Origin of the sequence: Mucilaginibacter sp. CSA2-8R (assembly GCF_038806765.1) — a bacterium.
Taxonomy (GTDB): domain Bacteria; phylum Bacteroidota; class Bacteroidia; order Sphingobacteriales; family Sphingobacteriaceae; genus Mucilaginibacter.
Genome location: NZ_CP152389.1, coordinates 2,888,404 through 2,905,433 on the forward strand (window position 1 = coordinate 2,888,404; position 17,030 = coordinate 2,905,433).

At 43.8% G+C, this 17,030-nt stretch carries 17 protein-coding genes; 11 read left to right on the forward strand and 6 right to left on the reverse strand.

What is annotated here, in order from left to right:
• Positions 1 to 43: 43 nt before the first annotated feature.
• The 3 genes from AAGR14_RS12140 to AAGR14_RS12150 are packed head-to-tail and all read left to right on the forward strand — an operon-like array spanning position 44 to position 2,524.
• On the forward strand, positions 44 to 1,180 hold the full coding sequence (locus AAGR14_RS12140) for an acyl-CoA dehydrogenase family protein (RefSeq protein ID WP_342644482.1): 1,137 nt from the start codon (positions 44 to 46) through the stop codon (positions 1,178 to 1,180).
• Positions 1,167 to 1,913: a PIG-L deacetylase family protein gene (locus tag AAGR14_RS12145; RefSeq protein WP_342644483.1), complete on the forward strand. Its 747-nt coding sequence runs from the start codon at positions 1,167 to 1,169 to the stop codon at positions 1,911 to 1,913. The genes AAGR14_RS12140 and AAGR14_RS12145 overlap by 14 nt, the downstream gene beginning before the upstream one ends.
• Entirely contained in the window at positions 1,910 to 2,524 is a 615-nt protein-coding gene (locus tag AAGR14_RS12150; protein WP_342644484.1) for an SAM-dependent methyltransferase, read from the forward strand. Before AAGR14_RS12145 ends, AAGR14_RS12150 begins: the two co-directional genes overlap by 4 nt.
• On the opposite strand, the gene AAGR14_RS12155 is transcribed toward AAGR14_RS12150, so the two are convergent.
• Complete coding sequence (locus AAGR14_RS12155; RefSeq protein WP_342644485.1) at positions 2,442 to 3,653, reverse strand: glycosyltransferase family A protein; 1,212 nt, start codon at positions 3,651 to 3,653, stop codon at positions 2,442 to 2,444. The two genes, AAGR14_RS12150 and AAGR14_RS12155, sit on opposite strands and share 83 nt — an antisense overlap.
• Before the next feature lie 194 nt (positions 3,654 to 3,847).
• Complete coding sequence (locus tag AAGR14_RS12160; protein ID WP_342644486.1) at positions 3,848 to 4,417, reverse strand: hypothetical protein; 570 nt, start codon at positions 4,415 to 4,417, stop codon at positions 3,848 to 3,850.
• Positions 4,418 to 4,595: 178 nt separating this feature from the next.
• Here AAGR14_RS12160 and mnmH point away from each other — a divergent pair, with 178 nt between their 5' ends.
• The 3 genes from mnmH to AAGR14_RS12175 are packed head-to-tail and all read left to right on the forward strand — an operon-like array spanning position 4,596 to position 7,197.
• The gene (mnmH, locus tag AAGR14_RS12165) at positions 4,596 to 5,639 is read left to right on the forward strand and encodes a tRNA 2-selenouridine(34) synthase MnmH (protein WP_342644487.1); all 1,044 of its coding nucleotides are present in this window, start codon (positions 4,596 to 4,598) and stop codon (positions 5,637 to 5,639) included.
• 5 nt (positions 5,640 to 5,644) lie between these two features.
• Entirely contained in the window at positions 5,645 to 6,685 is a 1,041-nt protein-coding gene (gene selD / locus AAGR14_RS12170) for a selenide, water dikinase SelD (RefSeq protein ID WP_342644488.1), read from the forward strand.
• Between the two features lie 32 nt (positions 6,686 to 6,717).
• Positions 6,718 to 7,197 carry a rhodanese-like domain-containing protein gene (locus AAGR14_RS12175; RefSeq protein ID WP_342644489.1) on the forward strand — a complete coding sequence of 160 codons (480 nt, stop codon included), beginning with the start codon at positions 6,718 to 6,720 and terminating at the stop codon, positions 7,195 to 7,197.
• Between the two features lie 16 nt (positions 7,198 to 7,213).
• Here AAGR14_RS12175 and AAGR14_RS12180 read toward each other — a convergent pair whose 3' ends face one another.
• The 4 genes from AAGR14_RS12180 to AAGR14_RS12195 all read right to left on the reverse strand — a co-directional run bounded on the left by AAGR14_RS12180 (position 7,214) and on the right by AAGR14_RS12195 (position 10,069).
• Positions 7,214 to 8,101, reverse strand: a complete 888-nt coding sequence (locus AAGR14_RS12180; protein ID WP_342644490.1) for a bestrophin family ion channel — start codon at positions 8,099 to 8,101, stop codon at positions 7,214 to 7,216.
• A gap of 159 nt (positions 8,102 to 8,260) precedes the next feature.
• Positions 8,261 to 8,404 (reverse strand): hypothetical protein, encoded by a 144-nt coding sequence (locus tag AAGR14_RS12185; RefSeq protein ID WP_342644491.1) that lies wholly within the window; start codon positions 8,402 to 8,404, stop codon positions 8,261 to 8,263.
• 284 nt (positions 8,405 to 8,688) lie between these two features.
• Positions 8,689 to 9,357: a porin family protein gene (locus AAGR14_RS12190; protein ID WP_342644492.1), complete on the reverse strand. Its 669-nt coding sequence runs from the start codon at positions 9,355 to 9,357 to the stop codon at positions 8,689 to 8,691.
• Positions 9,358 to 9,493: 136 nt separating this feature from the next.
• Entirely contained in the window at positions 9,494 to 10,069 is a 576-nt protein-coding gene (locus tag AAGR14_RS12195) for a chemotaxis protein CheB (protein WP_342644493.1), read from the reverse strand.
• A 373-nt stretch (positions 10,070 to 10,442) separates the two neighbouring features.
• On the opposite strand from AAGR14_RS12195, the gene AAGR14_RS12200 reads away from it, so the two are divergent.
• The 5 genes from AAGR14_RS12200 (at position 10,443) to AAGR14_RS12220 (ending at position 16,998) form a co-directional block, all read left to right on the forward strand.
• Entirely contained in the window at positions 10,443 to 12,677 is a 2,235-nt protein-coding gene (locus AAGR14_RS12200; RefSeq protein ID WP_342644494.1) for a PAS domain S-box protein, read from the forward strand.
• 218 nt (positions 12,678 to 12,895) lie between these two features.
• Complete coding sequence (locus AAGR14_RS12205; RefSeq protein WP_342644495.1) at positions 12,896 to 13,747, forward strand: polysaccharide deacetylase; 852 nt, start codon at positions 12,896 to 12,898, stop codon at positions 13,745 to 13,747.
• Positions 13,748 to 13,870: 123 nt separating this feature from the next.
• Positions 13,871 to 14,212, forward strand: coding sequence for an MgtC/SapB family protein (locus tag AAGR14_RS12210; protein WP_342644496.1), 342 nt, complete (start codon positions 13,871 to 13,873; stop codon positions 14,210 to 14,212).
• A 499-nt stretch (positions 14,213 to 14,711) separates the two neighbouring features.
• Positions 14,712 to 15,158 (forward strand): DoxX family protein, encoded by a 447-nt coding sequence (locus AAGR14_RS12215; protein WP_342644497.1) that lies wholly within the window; start codon positions 14,712 to 14,714, stop codon positions 15,156 to 15,158.
• A gap of 199 nt (positions 15,159 to 15,357) precedes the next feature.
• Positions 15,358 to 16,998, forward strand: coding sequence for an ATP-binding protein (locus tag AAGR14_RS12220; protein ID WP_342644498.1), 1,641 nt, complete (start codon positions 15,358 to 15,360; stop codon positions 16,996 to 16,998).
• The last annotated feature ends 32 nt before the right edge of the window (positions 16,999 to 17,030 follow it).

A 17,030-nucleotide genomic window follows, 5' to 3' on the forward strand; every position in this document is an offset into this window, starting at 1 on the left:
TAAACGCTTTTTATTCCTGCGGTCTACATCGGGCCGGATATCTATGTTTTTACCTGCAACGCAAACCTTAACTCCTGAACAGGCATTTCAGTTTATTGCTCAAAACGCTTCTTCTGTTGATTATGACGGCGCTTTTCCGAAAGAAGAATTTGATAAGCTACGGGAGGCCCGATTGATGAGTATCAGTTTACCTGATCAGCCGCTGGACTCCTCTAAAAAGCATACCGCTAAATTGCTGCAACTTTTAAAAGCAATTGGCAAAGCCAGCTTACCTGTAGGCCGTGTTTATGAAGGCCATATTAATGCGTTGCTACTAATTGAGTTATACGGCAACCAACAGCAGCAGCAGCAATGGTTTGCTGACGCCACCGAACAACATTTGTTTGGCGTGTGGAACACACAAGCACAAGACGGTGTAAAAATACACGATTTAGGCCAAGGCCGTTACCGGCTGGAAGGCTGCAAAACGTTTTGCTCGGGTGCTGGTCAGGTAACCAGGCCGGTTATTACCGCCGATTGGATTTCGCCGGAACGCAAGGGCTGGCAGATGTGCGTGTTGCCGATGGAGCGTTTAGCACAGCCCACCATTGACCGCGAATTTTGGAAACCACTGGGTATGCGCGCTTCGGCCAGTTTTAAGGTTGATTTTACAGGACTGGAGATTACAGATGATGAACTTTTAGGCCTACCGAACGCTTACTACCAGCAACCTTACTTTAGCGGCGGCGCTATCCGCTTTGCAGCCGTGCAGTTGGGCGGCGCCGAAGCCGTACTGATAGCTACGCACGCTTTACTGCGCCAAATGAACCGTACGGATGATGCCTTTCAGCGTGCACGGGTGGCCGAGATGACCTATTTAATAGAGAGTGGAAACCTTTGGCTAAAACAAGCGGGCAAAAAAACAGACCGGTGGCTGAAACAGCCCGAGGCCACCGAAAAGCTATTGGCTTACGCCAACATGACCCGCACCGTTATTGAAGATATTTGCCTGCGCTGCATGCAGCTGGCCGAACGCTCGGTGGGCTCACGCGGATTAATACGCCCGCAAGCGCTGGAGCGTATACACCGCGACTTAACCACTTACCTGCGCCAGCCCGCACCCGACGCAACTTTAGTAGCCATTGGCGAATACGTACTGAAGCAGGAAAACACTAACCAACTTTGGCATGCTGCAAAATAATTGGATACAGCAGGCACAACCTTTAACCCATGCCGAGTTAAAGGCTTTTGGCCCTACCCTGGTAATTGCACCGCATGCAGATGATGAATCTTTAGGTTGCGGCGGTACTATTGCTTTGTTGCGGCAAGTAGGCATACCGGTTTTTATTTTATTGGTGAGCGATGGCTCTATGTCGCATCCCAACTCAAAAAAATATCCGGCCCAAAAACTAACGCAGCTTCGGGATAATGAATTACTGGCCGCTGCAGCGATCTTGGATGTACCGGCAAGTTATGTGCACTTTATGCATTTAAAAGACAGCCAGGTGCCGCACCAAGCTGATACCGGCTTTGAAGAAGCCTCTGCAGCTATGTCTAACATCATCTCTGGCATCAGCCCGCAAACTGTTTTAGTGCCGTGGCGGCGAGATCCGCATCCCGATCATCGGGCTACCTGGCAACTGGTTAAAAAAGCCATGAGCGTTTCAGCTTTAAAATGCCGCGTACTCGAATATCTGGTATGGCTATGGGAACGGGCCGATGCACAAGACTTACCCCTTACCGGAGAGATGAAAACTTTTAAAGTTGATATTGCTTCGGTTTTAGAAAAAAAACACCAAGCCATCGCCGCACATTTATCGCAAACCACATTATTGATTGATGACGATCCGCAGGGCTTTACTTTATCCCAGTATATGCTGTCCCACTTTGATCATCCGGCCGAATATTTTTTAGAACAACTACCTGCATCATGAACAAACCAGCACAAACCCTAACCGAAAGTTACTTTGACGATGTCTATCGCCATAATGACGACCCCTGGCAGTTTGAAACCAGCGAATACGAACGCCGCAAGTACGAGGCAACTGTGCAAGCTTTACCGCGGTCATCGTACCGGCAAGGGTTTGAAATTGGCTGCTCTATTGGTGTGTTAACCGAACTATTGGCTGGGAAATGTCAGTCGTTGCTTTCTGTAGATACCTCCGAGAAGCCACTCATCCGTGCAAGGCAACGTTTAGCCAAGATGCCGCACGTTACGTTACAGAAAATGGAAGTACCCGATCAGTTTCCGGATTATAGCTTAGATCTGGTTGTGATGTCTGAAGTAGGCTATTACTTATCTATGCCCGATTTGCAGCGGCTTGCACAAAAAATCATCAATCAATTAAACGAGGGTGGTCAGTTGCTGCTGGTGCATTGGACACCCTTTGTGCATGACTACCCATTAACGGGCGACCAAGTGCACGAGACGTTTTTACAACTGAGCGGAGAAGAAAAACAATTTAAGCACTTAACCGGCCTGCGGGAAGATACCTACCGGCTTGATTTGTTTGAAAAACAGGCTCAGGCGGAAAATGCAGAATAAACTGCCTCAAAGCTGTTATTGCTTCTGCTACCGGCTGGTGTTCCTGGTGCTGCAACAGCGCCTGCCGGTGTATCAAGGGTTCGACCTGGGCCCACAGAGCACCAAAATAATTTGCTTTGCCAACCTGTTGGTAAAGCCAGCCCGCCGAACTGCCGATTAATTGCGATACGGCCAGTAATTCAGAACAAGGCCCGGCGGCAATTGCCTTGCGTTCCCAGCAAGTGCGCAACCGTTTACGAGCAAAATATTTGGCCAGCAACACAGCGGCCGAATCAACCATTTGCAGCTTACCCGATTGATGATCGGTTACCCATTTGTTAAGTTGCTCCGAAAAACCAACGGCCACCCGCCCTTGTAACCGCGCTGAGGTGTACACTTTTACATCAAAGCTTTTCCGTATGCGGGCATCGTGTTTGAGCAGTGCTTCGTAAAATGCCATATCTTCCAGGTGTGGTACGCGTGGTAACCGGCCAACATGCTTATACATCTGGCAGGTTACAGCCATGCTGGCTCCAAAAAACTGGAAATGCCTTGGCATCGGGTCGTGTTCCTGCGGATCAATCAGCGCTTCGGCTTTGGCCAAAAGGCACCGGTAAGTTACATCACGGAGGTGAAACTGCCTTGCATCACTGTACCCGGAAAGCGTTAGTATACGCCCGCCAACAGCATCATTACCAGCCTCAATAGCGGCAATATTAAAATGCAACCACTGCCCATCCACTACCGTATCCCCATCGGTTGAAGCAATGATGCCGGCATCATTACCACTGATGGTTAGGCGATGATAAGCCGCATCCATCAATAGCCGCCGGGCGGTACCCACGTTGGCACAAGGCTTGGGCAAGTTAACTTGTTCAATAAGTAGTTGAAATTCGGGATACTGTTGCTGATAGTTTTTAGCAACCCGGTATGACCCGTCGTTGGAATTATTAATGAGTAGCAACACCTCATATATGTTAGCCGGATAGGTATTTCCTGTCGCATCCCGCTGGCAACGCAGTGCATTTAAGGTATGCATCAATCCTGCAGCCTCATTTTTTACGGGCACCACTACACACACTTTAACTTTGGGCTTAAGCGGCACATCACGAAACAGCGAAACGTTAATTTGCGGCAGGTCTATATTCATCAACTATCGGCTATCGGCTTATTTTACAAACCGTATACACAACGCAAGGTGATAATTATAGTTTGATATCAGTGGTAATTTGAACAAAAAATAAAATATTAATACAATTTTGTTCTTATTAAATAAAGAAGTCGCTGTGCGGTTTGAGTACCGAAGCACGCAAAAAGGGTGAAGATTTACTTCACCGCCCATTGTTAAACAGTGCAATCTAATTTCTTACCGTCCCAACCGGTAACCAACGGTTGATGTAATTCGTGCCACCGGTTTACAGACCGGTCGATGTTTTTCATGTCTTTTTCTATCAACTTACTTAACCGGCTGATACTTCGCTGGTAGCCCCGTTTGGTGTAGTATGATTTCAATTTATGCTGTACAGTGTTAAAAAGCGGCATTCCTTTAAAATCATCGCTGCGCAATTGCATCCGAGTAAAAGAGTTTGGTAGGAGGTGAAATTGCAAACCGTCTTCAGATTTCAATTTGTCTAAGGATTCTAATCTGGGTTTTACATCAAAAATATTTAAAAAGACTTTTATCCAACGGTCGCCTCGTGAGACTTGTGTTCTGATCATTTCTAAATGTCCTTGGACGTTTAATCTGTACAAAGTGTAATCATAACTCCCTACATTATTTCGCCCAAACCAATCTACAGGAAATGGTGACTTCTGAAAGCCATTTCTTTCGAGCGCTGGAATGCCAATATTTACGAAAATATCTTTCCGGTCTTGTTGTAGTTGTTTAAGAGGTACTTTGTAAAACAGGCACATATGGGTTTAGATTGATGGCATAAATCTCTACAAAATAACGAATTCAAAAACTATGAGTCATTTAAAAGGCACTGATTGCTTAATATATAAAACCATAACCTCAATCCCGACTTCTATCAAACCATCATTACATTTGTACAAGCGCTACAGGTTTTGTTAATTGCAGCCATAGCCACTTATGAGTCGTTCTGTAACCATCACTGAGTATTTTGACCTGCCCGAAACGGTGCCATTGATAGACGTGCGCACGCCTGCCGAGTTTGAGCATGGACATGTGCCCGGCGCTTTTAACATTCCGTTGTTTACAAACGAAGAACGGGTAAAGGTAGGCACCACTTACAAACAGCAAAGCCGAGAGGATGCCATATTGCTGGGGTTTGACCTGACGGGCAATAAATGGTCGGGGTTTATACGCACCGTATTGCAAATAGCGCCGCAAAAAAAGGTGGCCGTGCATTGTTGGCGCGGCGGTATGCGGAGCGGTGCCATGGCCTGGGCGCTTGGTTTATATGGCTTTGAGGTATACCTTATTCAGGGTGGCTACAAAAATTACCGCCGCTGGGTGTTACAGCAGTTTAATACGCCTTATAAACTGCTCGTTTTAGGTGGTATGACCGGCTCTGGTAAAACACACATTTTGCATCAACTTGCCAGTCAGCATCAGCAGGTTATTAATTTGGAAGATCTAGCGCAGCACCAGGGATCATCATACGGCACTTTAAATAAAATGGTGCAGCCCACACAAGAGCAATTTGAAAACAACCTGGCCCAACAGCTTCACCGGCAAAACAAAGTACAACCCATCTGGCTGGAAGACGAAAGCCAAACCATCGGCAAACGCTTTATCCCTAAACCGTTATGGGTGCAAATGCGACAGTCGGTATTGATTAATTTGCAAGTTCCTCACGAAGAACGTATCACTGCATTAGCTACCGAATACGGCTCTCTTGACAAAGCATTTTTAATTACCTGCACCGAGCGCATACATAAGCGCCTGGGGCCCGAACAAACCAAACACGCTATTGCTGCCATACAAGAAAACCGCATGGAAGATTTTGTGCGGCTGGTGCTGGTATACTACGATAAAACTTACCGCGCCGGCCTGTCTAAACGCGAGCAAGGAATGGTATTTAATATACAAGCCGACAGTAACGATGCGGTACACAATGCCAAATTGAGTTTAAATTTTGTAAACCAAAATGCAAGCTTGCACAAAGCTTAACCGATATGGATCAACCCAAAATTAAACTTACCCAATACTCACATGGTGCCGGCTGCGGCTGCAAAATCAGTCCGGCCGTGTTAGATAAAATACTGCACAGCAATACAACCTACCCGCCCGATGCCCGGCTGCTGGTAGGCAATGATAAACGTGATGACGCAGCAGTGCTTGATTTGGGAAACGGCACAGCACTAATATCGACCACTGATTTTTTTATGCCCATAGTAGATGATGCTTTTGATTTTGGCCGCATTGCCTCGGCCAATGCCATAAGCGATGTTTATGCTATGGGCGGCAAACCAGTGCTGGCCATTGCTATCTTAGGGTGGCCCATTGATAAATTACCGCCCGAGGCAGCGCAACAGGTACTGGAGGGCTCGCGTGCTGTATGCGCGCAGGCAGGCATCACACTGGCAGGCGGGCATAGCATTGATTGCCCCGAACCGGTGTTTGGCCTGGCCGTTAATGGGATTGTGCAGTTAAATCAGCTTAAGCAAAACTCAACCGCTACCGCAGGCTGCCGCCTGTATATAACCAAGCCATTAGGCGTTGGTATACTGTCAACCGCACAAAAGCGAGGCTTACTACAGCCTGAGGACGCCGCCATTGCGTTAAAAAGCATGACCACGCTAAACAGCTTAGGAGAATTGTTGGGTACTATGGAAACTGTGAAGGCTATGACCGATGTAACCGGGTTTGGTTTGTTAGGCCACTTGAGCGAGATGTGCGAGGGTAGCGGCTTATCGGCAGTTATCGAGTACAAAAAGGTTCCGGTGATATCGTCCATTCCGCAATATTTGGCGCAAAATTGCTATCCGGGTGGCACCGGGCGAAACTGGAATAGCTATGGCCAAAAAATCAGTACCCTGACCCACGAGCAAAGGTACATTTTGGCAGACCCGCAAACCAGCGGTGGCTTACTGGTTGCCGTGGCTGAAGAAGGCGTGGCCGAATTTGAAGCTGTATTAAAGCAGCATGGCTTATCGGTGCAGTCTTTCGGGTATTTAACATCGCAAAGCCCTGGGCCTTTAATTCAAGTAAACTAACCTATACTAATCTAATACTACTTAAATAAGCTATGAAAACGACAGCACACGGTTTAATTTGGGCATTGGCGGTCTGCCTGTTTGCAACCCTAACCACTCAGGCACAAACATCACCCGGTAAATTAAGCGGGTTAGGAAAAAACGTGATTTGGACACCTGCCGATTTGGTTGAACCGGCAGAGCTGGCGGCAAGCATTAACAAGCCCGGCGTTACTCAGCCAGTCATTTTTAATATTGGTGCAGTCGAAGATATTGAGGGTGCCGTTCACGTTGGTGCAGCCAATAACGCCGAAAACCGAAAAAAACTGAATAAACTTGCAGAACGTTTGCCTAAAAACAGAACAGTAGTGATTTATTGTGGTTGCTGCCCTTTTGGTAAATGCCCTAACGTTGCCCCAGCTTTTACAGACTTAAAAACACTAGGCCTAACCCAGGTTAAAGTACTCGATTTGCCGGTAAATTTAAAAACCAATTGGATAGCCAAAGGATACCCATTGGCTACCGTTAAGTAAGCTTAAACAACACTGCTTACATGATATAGTAAGTAGTAGGCGGCTCAATTTTGTTTGCAGGTGGCTCCCCTACCATTTCCATTAAATTATTTTCGATGGTTTTGGCCAGGGTAGTCATGGGCGTATCTGTTGGGCGGTTCTCGAACGGATCTTGCATAAAAATGGCGGTTTGCTCAATAGCAATGAACAGTGCCGGAATAATTACCGTTAAAGCTACTTCAACAATCTTGCTTTGATCTTCTAAACCAAAAGGCAGCAAAGTCATCAACGCATAAATTAACACATGGATGAGCAGACTGTAAGCCCGCGGAAAAACGGTGTTTTTAATACGCTCGCACCTACCCATCGAGTCGCAAAGCTTTACAATGGTATTATCAATCTGTACCTGCTTGTTTGGGTCAATGTTAAAACGTTCACAAGCCTCGGCCAGCGCATCCGAGTGATGATTGAGCATTAAATTTGGCTTGTTTGTACTATCGTCGCCGGTATTTTTAAAGTAATCCAGCACTTTAGTGCTATGATCGCATTTACGTAATGATTCGCCCAAGGCAAAACACCACACACCCTGGCGCCGTGCAAAATCTTTAGCCACTTCCAAACCTTCGGCGTTGTTAGGCATATACTGCTTCACCTGGCGGATGAGCGAACGGCTGTCGTTTACAATGGCGCCCCATACAATACGCGCTTCCCACCAGCGCTCGTAAGACTGCGATGTACGAAATGCCAGCAACAAAGACAAAATAGTGCCGGTAAAAGAAGTGACGGCCAAAGGTATCTTAACTTCTCTTAACACGCCAAAATGATCGAACATGCCGGCCAACACCGCAAAGCAAAGGATGGCAATCAAGTCCCACATAATGTGGCGCATAAAATAAGCTACAGAAATACGTTTTTTAATGAGCATAACAGATGCCTGAAAAGAATGATGGTTAGTGTTTGTTGCCGTAAATATATATTTTCAATAGGAATTACGGCAACAAAGTAAAAGAACGCCACAAATAAAAAAAGCTCCGTTTAGGGAGCTCTTTTGTTTCATAGGGTAGATGATAGAAATATATGTAGATCAGGCAGCTTGTTTTACCACAGCAGCCTGTGTAGTTGCGCTTTGTTTTTTGGCTTTGAATGCAGCCAAATCTTGTTGAATCATTTTTTTTAATTCTAAATCAATTGATTTAAGGATAACGGTTGTAGATGTTGATGCTTTCATAATTAGATGTTTGATGTTATGATATAAACCAACATTGTGCCAAAGCCAATCAGCGCGTAGAAAAAATTGTTAGATAACATTATCAACGACTGATTTACAGCACTTTGATTTTAAAAAACTATTAACCTAATAACTTATTTCCGACAGTTTGCGGGTGGAATTGTCTAAACTTTGAAATTTTAGTCGAACCGGAAATGGTACACCGGATATGCGATTGAAGATTTTATACTTAAAAACAGACACCAGTGAACTGAATAACTATGCCACCTTAAGTCTGATACTGGTTAAAAGAAATAGCCGAGCGAAACAGTTGCTGTTTGCAAACGACGGGCAACATTATCATAGCTGATGTTAGCTAGCCCCATATCATAACCTGCGTTTACAAAAAACCCATTATTCAATATAAACCCTGCATGGCCGGTCAGTCCGTAATCCATGCGTTTGGTGCTGTAATTAGCGACATCTTCATATTGCTCATTTTTCCCAATAGTAAGTTTAGACATGTACTCACTCCTCCCGTCCTTAAGATTAAGTGGCGCAGAAGGAGCGTAATGTAGCCCAACATTAAATTGTTGGCTAGATTTAACCCATCCGCTTAAAGCCACTGCCATATACGGCCCTGCGCCAATATACAGATGGCCCGCTTTAACTTTTATTAAGTAATTTATGTAAAGTGGTACCTGCAGATAGTTAATGCGGATTTCTGAGCTATGAGTTATCCCTTTGTTTGCCCAGCCTTTACCGTTGTAAAATAATCCTGTTTGAAAATTTAGTTTTTTACTAAACGGAAAAACTGCCGATAAACCGCCGGAAAACTGGGTAACGCCTTGATTAGATTGAGTAGCTATAGCCCTGCTTACACCAGCCTGCACTGCAAAAGAAGCTTTTTGCTGGGCGCGTAGTGTTGCACAAAAAATGGCCATAAATAGGCATAAAACGATCAAACGTAGCATGTGATAAAGTTTACAACATATTACGCAAGCGAAATTGATATTGAAACAACGCTGCTTAAATAAATTAGAAAAAGCCGCGAAGCTGCCGTTTTACTAAATCTATTAAACGGCCAATATCTACCCTTTTTGTTTGATACTATGCCAGTTGCTTAGTTAGCTTTTCTGCAATATCTTTTGGCGTTAATACATAGTCAGGATGATCGTAAGCGATCAGGTTTTTAGGCATCAGCGGAAACTGTGCCGTTTCCGGATCTTGTACAATTACAATACCTTTAGCATCCTCAATCTCCTTAGCCCCTTCGAGGCCATCAAAACCCGCACCCGACAATATGATACCGATGCTTTGGCTACCGGCATCACCAGCCAACGATTTGAAAAATTTATCGATGGTTTTATTAATCTTTTCTTCGGGATTGCGCTCGTGCATTTCTAAAAAGCCGTTTTGTATTCTCAGTTCTTTACCGGCATCCATCACATAAATGTTACCCGGTTCTACCTGTTCAATTGTGCTTACCGGAACTACATTTATCGCCACTTTCTGACTTAATATTTGGTGCAGTTTACTCGACGCATTGATGGGTAAATGCATTACAACCACTATTGCCGCATTGAGTTGAGCCGGTAAATCTTCTAAAATCTCAAGCAGCGGAGTCATTCCACCCGCCGATAAACCAAAACCAACAATTTTAAAATCGTATGCCATCGTAGTCATTGTGATAAGCAAAGGTTCGAAAGCTTAAATAGTTTAAATTAAGCCGCATAATTAATGCAAATGCCGTTAAAACGCTGTTAATGATGTTGCATTTTGTACACCAGCATAAAATATAGGGCTATGTATTTAATGTAAACTCACCGTTTTGAAAGGCAAGCATAACTAAATTTAACCGAATCTAATTATATTTTAATTATTGAGTAAACCATCCAGTCAACTTATAGTTATAGTTTATTGAATCTCAGAAAATTAAATAGTTTTGTACGGTCTAAACTAAGTTTAAGCAACAGTAAAATCTATTCAAAACAAACCTGTTAGGCTTAAGTTTATTAATTTAATTATAAGCACCACGATCTTACTTTTTTTCCGGCCTATGTTAATAAACAGTGTAAACTCAACATCTTATGGAGACTATAATCCGTCGTTCCATGCTTTTTTTGAGAACAGCACTGAAGCCATGCTCATTGTTGCACCCAATGGAAGTATCGTAGATGCCAATGCACCGGCCTGTCTTCTCTTTAAAACGACCAATGAGCAGCTTTGCAAAGCTGATTACAGGGCAATTACTGAAATTCAAAGCACAACTTTAACACAGCTTTACGAACAGGCGGCGAACAGCGGCAAAGTAAGCGCAAAACTGCATTTTAAACGCAGCGAACTGAGTTTTTCTTACGGATGGGTAAACGTTTTTTTATTAGATAGTAAACTCAGCTCAGAGTCGCTAATGGGTTTTATTATTCACGATACGACCGAAATTGCGACCGACGATGCCGTAACCGAAGAATCGTACCAGCAAATAGTACAGTTGGCTAAAGAGGGCATATGGGTTTATAACGAAGAATACATTACCACTTTTGCCAGCCAGGCCCTTTGCGACATGCTGGGTTACGAACACCAGGAGATGGTTGGCCGGGACATATTTTACTTTATTGATGAAAGCAGGCGAAAACAAGCGGTTGAAAATGCAAAACGCCGTAAAGACGGCATAGCCGAAAAATATGACTTTGCGCTACAAACCAAAAGCGGCAGCCTGATTTGGACCATTATTAATACGACCCCTGTTTTTAAAGACGGCGTTTACACCGGAGCCATTGCCGTTATTACTGATGTAACTGCCCGTAAAAAGCTGGAAGATGAAATGTATAGCCGTGCAGACCGGTTCCGGGTTATGGTTGAAAATAGCTACGATGTGATATTGTTGCTCGACAAAAACATGCATACCTTTTACCGTAGTCCGTCTACCACCAATATTATGGGCTTTAGCGATGACGAGCGTTTAGGTCATAGTTTTTTAGAGCTCACTCACCCTGATGATATAGAAAAACTAAAAGGCCTCCAGCAATGGGTAGCTAATCATCCGGGGCAGTCTGTACCCATCACCGTAAGGGCCAGGCACACTCAGGGGCATTATTTGTGGTTTATGGGCGTGGCAACCAACTTGCTGAATAACAAAAATGTGCAGGCCGTAGTGGTTAACCTGCGCGACATTACCGAGCGCAAAAAAGTTGAAGATGATTTAAAACAATTATCCAATCGTTTACAGTTAGCTACGCAGGCAGCCAATGTCTGTATTTCAGACTGGGACATTATCAACAATCACGTAACGTATGATGACTGTATGTTTGATCTGTACAAGGTAAAACCTGAGGAATTTAAGAAAACATACGAATCATGGACAGAACGTTTACACCCCGACGATCTTGACCGGATTAATCAAGAAGTAGCCGATGCTCTAAGAGACAAGAGCGAGGTTAAGATGAAGTTTAAAATTTTGCTCCCAGGCAATGAAATAAGGCACCTGGTATCTATGTCAATTATTGAACGTGATGCCAGTGGCCGGGCCGTTAGAATGGTAGCAACTAACCGCGATGTAACTAAACAGATTGTAGCTGCCAAAGAACGCGAGAAGCTGATTGCTGAACTAATTGAACGCAACAAGGCGTTGGAACAATTTGCCTACATCGTATCGCACAATTTGCGTGCACCTGTAGCCAATTTGGTAAGCCTTACCGAAATGATTACGGATACCGACCTTGACGAAGCTGACCATAATGAAGTAGCCAGGGGTATAAATAAATCAGTTGCTAAAATTGATCAAATCATTTCCGACCTCAACGAAATTTTCCAGTCGGGGCAACACCTGTACGACCATAAAGAAGTTGTGGAGCTACAGGCCCTCATCAACGACATCAGGTTTAGCATAAACGACCTCATGATGCGCGAAAAAGTGACGTTAAATTGCAACTTTAGTAAAACGTGTACCATTTATACTACGCGGCTTTATTTGTACAGCATTTTATATAATCTTGTTTTAAACGCTATCAAATATCGCAAACAAGATGTTTTGCCCGTTATTAACGTAACAGGCACTCACCAGAATGGCCGACTGAACATTACTATTGCCGATAATGGCCGCGGTATTGATTTAGATCGTCATGGCGATAAATTATTTGGCCTATACCAACGTTTCGACAATACCGTTGTGGGCCGCGGTATTGGCTTATATATGGTTAAAACCCAGGTTGAGGCCTTGGGTGGCCATATTACAGTTAAGAGCGAGCCAGGCATAGGCTCACAGTTTAGTTTCTATTTACCGCTAAACGAGTAATGTTTTCGGACATCATTTGAAAACAAGCCAGACAGTTTTTAATTTAGTAGGCTGCAACAGAGCTCATATGCTCGCAACCTTTACAATACATGCTGCTCAATTTAAAAAAACGTTCTCTGCTCTTCGTTATAATTCTACTAAATAATTTTCACCTGCTTGCGCAGCCCATTAGTAAATATCGTGTCTATTTCGGCACAGCTGCCAACAATCTGCTGGTCATGCGCTCCTTTGAGCGTGGTGGCCAGGCTTTTTATTTAGCTGCAGATGCGACCACACTAACAACCCGCCTGTATCCAGCTTCACAACTCAAGGTAACGCCCGGCACATTAACGCAATCACTCGCTAAGTTAAGCAACAGTGCATACAGCCGCGCCATTGCTGCGGCGCAACAGCAATCTAACAGTTTACAGGATGCTGGTATTGCACACGGCTTTCCGAAAGAAAAAGGCATTAGTCTTACCATCGATCTTTGTCCATCGCACAAACCGCTTGATCGTGTAATCTTCACTTCACTTATTAACGCCTTTAAAAAAGTAAAAACGCCTGTTCCGGTGGCGTTGTCCATCACCGGCCGGTTTATGCTTACCCACGGTGATGACATCGAATGGTTGAAAGGTCTGCAAAATACTGGAGACCTGGATATCACCTGGATAAACCATACTTATAACCATCATTTTAACCCCCGGATACCACTAAAGGAAAACTTTTTACTCGAACCGGGCACCGATGTAAATTTCGAAGTATTAGGTACCGAAACAGCCATGCTACAACATGGCCTTACTCCCTCTGTTTTTTTTCGCTTTCCAGGTTTAGTATCAGATCATTCGCTGGTAGAAAAGATAACCGACTATGGTTTGATTCCGGTAGGTAGCGATGCGTGGTTGGCTAAAGGGCAAAATGCGGCCTCAGGTAGTATCGTGCTTATTCATGGCAACGGCAACGAGCCTGTTGGCGTTAAAGATTTCATCAAACTGCTGTCTACTCAAACGCCCGAAATCATGAACAAACAATGGCTTTTATACGACTTAAGCGAAACCGTTGAAGATGAGTTTAGCCTTAACCATCGTTAACATAACGCTCCACGAAGATCAAATTAAACCGCCTTACACCTGCATATAAAATCAATCCACAACCATTAACTTCAACATCGAGATATAATTCGCTTTTTTTTGGCTTTACTTTAGGGCGGCCTGGTGGGCGCCGAAAGGGAGTACCGGGATAAGGCGGCCGGTTTTCGCACCACCATCATGATCTCGTTTGGGGCATGTTTTTTTACGCTGATGCCTATTGCCATTGGCGGCTCTAACCCCGATCGTATTGCTGCTAACATCGTAACCGGCATTGGCTTTTTGGGTGCAGGCATTATTTTTAGAGGTGATAGCAGGGTTAATGGTATAAACACAGCCGCCACCATTTGGGCCGTAGCAGCGGTTGGTATAGGTTTAGGTGCCGGCTTCTATTTAGCTTCCGGGTGTGCCAGTGCGCTAATTTTGTTTGTGCTTTCGGTGTTACCGGCAGCCCAAAAAACAAATTAATAAGCTTAATCAGTATCGCATCATTACGTAAAAGCTGGCCTCGATAGAAACCTAAAGCCGCATATTCAAGATAACTTAGATACCTCAAACATAAAAAGCAAGGTGCTAAAGCAAATCATCGAAAAACAAACCTTGTCGGTAACCTGGCAGCTGCACGGCAGAGCCATAAGAATGGAAGCATTTCTCGATTTGTTAGCTTCCGCAGGCTACATAGACAGGGTGGAAATATGGGGAAATATAATACACTAAGTGTGAGTTAGAATTGAGTTTTACAGACCGTTATACTAAATTTATTAAATTAGTAAAAATGCGGGTATTTACATTCAGAACGGTAATGATATTAGCACTTTAATTTATTATAATACAACGCTTTAACGGTTTATATTAAAAGTTGTTATTTTAGCCGTTTACGGTTAGAAAAGACGTAAATCATTTTCGTTAAAACTTGGTTTATTGGTTAATATTCTTCGTAACTTTATTACACCAATTTAACCGTATTATGAAAATGATCAATAAAATCCAGAACTGGGGCGATCATCATCATCCCAAATGGCTCGACTTTTTCCGTATTGCACTAGGTGCTGTTTTAATATGGAAAGGTATAGCTTTTACTTTAAACTTTCATGCCATTACCCGTTTAATGATGGAAGTGGGTTTCGGAACAGCAATCTCTATCAGCCTTATTGCACACGTGGTGATTGGCCTGCACTTAATAGGCGGCCTGTTTATTGCTGTGGGCTCATTAACCCGCTTGTTTTGTTTACTTAACTTACCTGTACTATTAGGCGCCGTATTTTTAGTAAACCTGCAGCCAAGCATATTTGCACCTTATGCCGAACTATGGTTATCGGTAGCGGTACTATTAGGTTTAATCTGCTTTTTGATAGAAGGCGATGGCGTAATATCAGTTGAGTATGATGGTGAACCAACTCCGTTACAAAATTGAACTAAATCTGTTTTCATTAAGTAAGTGTTATATAGTTGAACCTGCCTGGTGTTATGCCGGGCAGGTTTTTTAATTAGGTGAGACGTGACACTAAAATACGCGTTGGGAAAGCGCCTGCGCATAATTTCACCATATCATGGCAAACATAAACAGTGTTTATTTATTCTAATTATAAGAAAGAGACTTATACGTTTTTAACATGCCGAACAATAGGATATTAAGTAAAGATACATTACTTGATATATTAACATTATCTGCCGATGCTACTGCGATATACACAGGCGACGACATCATCATTGAAATGGCTAACGATGCCATGCTTGCTTTTTGGGGTAAACAAAGAGAAATTATAGGTTTGCCGCTTTATGATGGTGTGCCCGAACTGCATGGGCAGCCCTTTAAGCAGATGCTACAAGCTGTTTTACGCACCGGAACTACCGACTCCGGCGTTACCACTGCAGAAACTCGCATCAATAACCAGTTGCAAACCCATTATTACGAATATGAGTACAGGCCCATTTTTGATAATAAGGGTGAACCATACGCCATTTTGCACCGTGCAGCTAACGTAACCGAACGCGAAACCAGCAAACGGCAACTCACCATACGCGAAACGGAGATAAAAGCATTAAACAAAGAACTGGCCGCCAGCAACGAAGAGTTGATGGCTATGAACGAAGAGCTGTGTGTAACTAACGAAGATTTACTGGCTACCAACCAGCATGTAACACGGCTAAATACGGAGTTGCGCAAAAATGAACAACATTTAAAGCAGATGGTGCAAAACGTAACCGAGAGCGAACAGCGCTTTAGGATAATGGCGGAAGGCACAGATGTAATGATTGCCGTAGGAGACGAAACCGGGGACGCCACTTACTTTAACGAGGCATGGGTTAAAGCTACCGGCCGTACCAGAGAGGAACTATTAAACCACGGATGGATTGATTTAATGCACACTGATGATAAAGACCGTGTAGTAAAAATATTTACTGATGCTTTTAGTAAAAGAGCACCATGGGAATGGGAGTTTAGGATGCCCGATATAAAAGGAGGCTACCGCTGGCTGCTGGCCCGCGGCCAGCCGAGACTTAGCACCGACAATACGTTTGCAGGTTACATCAGTTCAACCATTGATATAACCGTTATAAAAGAGAATGAGCAGCGCAAAAACGATTTTATAAGCATGGTAAGCCATGAACTTAAAACACCGCTTACCTCGCTAAGTGGATATATGCAATTGCTCAAGTCAAGAGCCGTTAAAAGTCAGGATATGCAAACCACCGGCATGGTTGAAAAAGCCATACGCCAGGTTAGCCGGATGACCACACTCATCAATGGATTCTTGAACGTATCAAGGCTGGAATCGGCCCATATCCATATTGATCGCATCAGGTTTGACATGGCTAAGCTGATAAACGAGGTAGAAGATGAAGTACTATCAACTATTGGTAGTCATCAAATTGTTTTTGCTCCAGTTGAGGCAACATGGATTCACGCAGATCGGGATAAGATAGGCCAGGTCATCAATAACTTTATCAGCAACGCTGTTAAATACTCACCTCCAGGCAGTAACATCAACATAACGTGCGAAGCAACAAGTAATAAATTAGTGTTAAATGTGCGGGACGAAGGCATTGGTATAAACCAGGAAGATCAGCCCCGATTATTTAAACGGTATTTTAGGGTAAACAATTCCGGCTATCAAAATGTAGCCGGCTTTGGCATAGGCCTGTACTTATGTGCCGAAATTATTAAACAGCACGGTGGCAAAATTGGTGTAGAAAGTAAAATGCGCAAAGGCTCAACGTTTTACTTTGAATTGCCACTGGCTGAATTGTAAGAAATATAATATTTGACTGGTGCGAAGTACTT

Excerpts from the sequence above, each read along its gene's own strand:
- AAGR14_RS12150 (WP_342644484.1), top strand. The coding sequence starts at position 1,910 with ATGAACAAACCAGCACAAACCCTAACCGAAAGTTACTTTGACGATGTC.
- AAGR14_RS12155 (WP_342644485.1), bottom strand. The coding sequence starts at position 3,653 with ATGAATATAGACCTGCCGCAAATTAACGTTTCGCTGTTTCGTGATGTG.
- AAGR14_RS12215 (WP_342644497.1), top strand. The coding sequence starts at position 14,712 with ATGAAAATGATCAATAAAATCCAGAACTGGGGCGATCATCATCATCCC.
- AAGR14_RS12185 (WP_342644491.1), bottom strand. The coding sequence starts at position 8,404 with ATGAAAGCATCAACATCTACAACCGTTATCCTTAAATCAATTGATTTA.
- AAGR14_RS12160 (WP_342644486.1), bottom strand. The coding sequence starts at position 4,417 with ATGTGCCTGTTTTACAAAGTACCTCTTAAACAACTACAACAAGACCGG.
- AAGR14_RS12140 (WP_342644482.1), top strand. The coding sequence starts at position 44 with ATGTTTTTACCTGCAACGCAAACCTTAACTCCTGAACAGGCATTTCAG.
- AAGR14_RS12145 (WP_342644483.1), top strand. The coding sequence starts at position 1,167 with ATGCTGCAAAATAATTGGATACAGCAGGCACAACCTTTAACCCATGCC.
- AAGR14_RS12200 (WP_342644494.1), top strand. The coding sequence starts at position 10,443 with ATGTTAATAAACAGTGTAAACTCAACATCTTATGGAGACTATAATCCG.
- AAGR14_RS12175 (WP_342644489.1), top strand. The coding sequence starts at position 6,718 with ATGAAAACGACAGCACACGGTTTAATTTGGGCATTGGCGGTCTGCCTG.
- AAGR14_RS12190 (WP_342644492.1), bottom strand. The coding sequence starts at position 9,357 with ATGCTACGTTTGATCGTTTTATGCCTATTTATGGCCATTTTTTGTGCA.
- mnmH (WP_342644487.1), top strand. The coding sequence starts at position 4,596 with ATGAGTCGTTCTGTAACCATCACTGAGTATTTTGACCTGCCCGAAACG.
- AAGR14_RS12205 (WP_342644495.1), top strand. The coding sequence starts at position 12,896 with ATGCGCTCCTTTGAGCGTGGTGGCCAGGCTTTTTATTTAGCTGCAGAT.
- selD (WP_342644488.1), top strand. The coding sequence starts at position 5,645 with ATGGATCAACCCAAAATTAAACTTACCCAATACTCACATGGTGCCGGC.
- AAGR14_RS12195 (WP_342644493.1), bottom strand. The coding sequence starts at position 10,069 with ATGACTACGATGGCATACGATTTTAAAATTGTTGGTTTTGGTTTATCG.
- AAGR14_RS12180 (WP_342644490.1), bottom strand. The coding sequence starts at position 8,101 with ATGCTCATTAAAAAACGTATTTCTGTAGCTTATTTTATGCGCCACATT.
- AAGR14_RS12220 (WP_342644498.1), top strand. The coding sequence starts at position 15,358 with ATGCCGAACAATAGGATATTAAGTAAAGATACATTACTTGATATATTA.